Below are 2,561 nucleotides of genomic sequence, written 5' to 3' on the forward strand. Positions count from 1 at the left end.
ACGAAGGAGTCGACCCATGAGCACCACCCGCATCCCCCTCCCCTCTGTCTCGCGCACGGCGGTGGCCGCCCCGCGCAGCGCCCGGGTCAGCCGGGTCCCCGCCGAGCCGGCGCCGCGGCCTTCGGCCGCGTCACCCGCCCCCCGCGGGCGCAAGGTCGCAGCTCTCCCGGCCGGCGGCATGATCTTGCTGCTGGTCGTGGGGTTGTTGCCCGCGGTCGCGACACTCGTGGGCGGTTGACCCGCGCCTCCTGACGGGCGGCCGATCGGTCGTTCCCTCGGCCCGTGACACACGACGACGGCCCCTCGCGATCGAGGGGCCGTCGTCGTGTGGAGCACGTCGTGCGGACTCAGAGGACGCAGAACTCGTTGCCCTCGGGGTCGGCGAGGACCACCCACGACACGTCGGAGTCGTCTTGCCCGACCTGTGCGCGGACGGCCCCGAGCGACTCGAGTCGCGCGACCTCGGCGGCCTGCGTCGCCTCGCGGCCCTGACCGTCGACCGGGGTCGGACGGAAGTCGAGGTGCAGGCGGTTCTTGACCGTCTTGGCCTCGGGGACGCTCACGAAGAGCAGACCGGGCAGCGTGTCGGGCGTCGGACGGATCTCGGGTTCGTCGTCGTCGGACGAGACGACCACCCAGCCGAGGGCATCCGCCCACCAGTGTGCGAGCCGTGTCGGGTCGCTGGCGTCGACGACGACCTGCTCCCACACGAGGGACGAGGGCGAAGAGGTCATCAGCCGACCGGCGTCAGGCGCTCTTGTTCTGGTCGTGCCCGGTGTCGTATTCGTCGTCGAAGTCGTCGGCCCATTTGTCGACGTATTCGTCGCCGGAGTCGTTCTTCGTCGCCAACTCTTTTTCGAGTGCACCGTAGTTGGTGTCAGGGCTGAAGTACTTCAGCTCTCTGGCGACCTTGGTGTGCTTGGCTTTTTGACGGCCGCGCCCCATGCGTGACCCCCTCTGAACTCGGCCCGGAAACGGTGTCGGACGACCCGGGAACTGCCGACAGGATGCTGGTGAAAAACTCGACCGATCTTATCATGTACCCCTAGCCCCGGCTGCCGCCCCGGACGGGCATGATGGTCGGGATGACTCCTGGGGGCGAAGGCGAGCGGACGCGGGTCCTCGTGATCGGTGCGGGCCAGGCCGGGTTGTCGGTCTCGTGGTACCTGCGACGGCTCGGGCTCGAGGTGGGACGCGACCTCGTCGTGCTCGACCGGGGGCCGGGCACCGGAGGCGCGTGGCAGCACCGCTGGGAGAGCCTGCGGCTGGGTGCCGCGCACCGCGTGCACGACCTGCCGGGCATGGCCGGGCTCGGTCTCGGCTTCGACTCGGCGGACCGGTCGGCCCCGGCGCGCGACGTCGTCGCCGAGCAGTACGCCCGGTACGAGGCCGCGCTCGGGCTCGACGTGCGGCGCCCCGTCGAGGTGACCGGGGTGACCGGGCTGGGGGACGGGTTCTCGGTGCGGTGGGCGGGGCGCGCCTCCTCGGGTGTCGGCTCGGGGGCAGCCTCGGCGACGGGGTCGGAGGCCGGCTCGGGGCCGGCTCGTGGATCGCTGCAGGCCGAGGTCGTCGTGAACGCGACCGGCACCTGGGGTGCTCCGTTCGTGCCGTGGTACCCGGGGCGCGACACTTTCCGCGGGCGTCAGCTGCACACGTCGGACTACCGGGCGGCGTCCGAACTCGAGGGGCTCGACGTCGTCGTGGTCGGCGGGGGCACGAGCGCGATCGGCTTCGTGCTCGAACTCGACGGCATCGCGGCCTCGACGACGTGGGTCACGCGCCGGCCGGTCGACTGGCTCGACCAGGGTGAGCTCGACGTCGAGTCGGCGGTCGCCGCGGTCGCCGCCCAGGACCGTGCGGCGCGGACGGGACAGGCGCTGCCGAGCATCGTCAGCGGGACGGGCGTGCCCCGGACCCGGCGCTTCGTGTCGGGCATCGAGCGCGGCCTGCTGGTCGAGCGGCCGATGTTCACGGCCGTCGAGCCGGACGGGGTGCGCTGGGCGGACGGCACCTTCGCCCACGCGGACGCCATCGTCTGGGCGACCGGGTTCCGCCCCGAGCTGCGCCACCTGGCACCGCTCGGGCTGCGGTCGGCCGACGGGGGCGTGGGCGTCGAGAGCGGCGCGTCCACCCTCGACCCGCGCTTGTTCTTCGCGGGGTACGGGCCGCAGGCGTCGACCATCGGGGCCAACCGGGCGGGGCGGGCGATCGCGCGGCAGGTCGTGGCGCGGCTGTCGGAGAGCGACGCGGAGCGACGCAGCCGGAGCTGAGGAGGGGCCGTCCTCGGCGACGGCAGCCGTCGTCGGGCGGGCCGAACCCGACCAACTTCGGCTCGCCGGGCGGGCCGAACCCGACCGGGCGAGGCTCGTCGGGCGGGCCGAATCCGACCGGGCGAGGCTGGTCCGGCGGGCCGAACCCGACCGGGCGACGCTGGTCGGGCGGGCCGAACCCGACTGTTGATGCACGACACGCCGTCCATCCCGGTCGGTGAGCGGCGTGTCGTCGCCCGTCCGTCGCGAATTGCACAGGAGGAGGAGGAGCAGGGGGAATGGGGGCGGCGG

4 protein-coding genes are annotated in these 2,561 nt (G+C 73.2%); 2 read left to right on the top strand and 2 right to left on the bottom strand.

Annotated features, from left to right (window positions below; genetic code table 11):
- Positions 1 to 16: 16 nt before the first annotated feature.
- Positions 17 to 238: a hypothetical protein gene (locus tag AEQ27_RS14805; RefSeq protein WP_054147368.1), complete on the top strand. Its 222-nt coding sequence runs from the start codon at positions 17 to 19 to the stop codon at positions 236 to 238.
- Between the two features lie 109 nt (positions 239 to 347).
- Here AEQ27_RS14805 and AEQ27_RS14810 read toward each other — a convergent pair whose 3' ends face one another.
- Positions 348 to 734 carry a VOC family protein gene (locus AEQ27_RS14810; protein WP_054147369.1) on the bottom strand — a complete coding sequence of 129 codons (387 nt, stop codon included), beginning with the start codon at positions 732 to 734 and terminating at the stop codon, positions 348 to 350.
- Between the two features lie 13 nt (positions 735 to 747).
- A complete protein-coding gene (locus AEQ27_RS14815) occupies positions 748 to 945 on the bottom strand; it encodes a DUF3073 domain-containing protein (RefSeq protein WP_054147370.1) in 198 nt (65 codons plus the stop codon).
- Between the two features lie 140 nt (positions 946 to 1,085).
- Here AEQ27_RS14815 and AEQ27_RS14820 point away from each other — a divergent pair, with 140 nt between their 5' ends.
- Positions 1,086 to 2,270, top strand: a complete 1,185-nt coding sequence (locus tag AEQ27_RS14820; RefSeq protein ID WP_054147371.1) for an NAD(P)-binding domain-containing protein — start codon at positions 1,086 to 1,088, stop codon at positions 2,268 to 2,270.
- Positions 2,271 to 2,561 lie beyond the last annotated feature (291 nt).

This window comes from Frigoribacterium sp. RIT-PI-h (assembly GCF_001297205.1).
Lineage (GTDB): Bacteria > Actinomycetota > Actinomycetes > Actinomycetales > Microbacteriaceae > Frigoribacterium.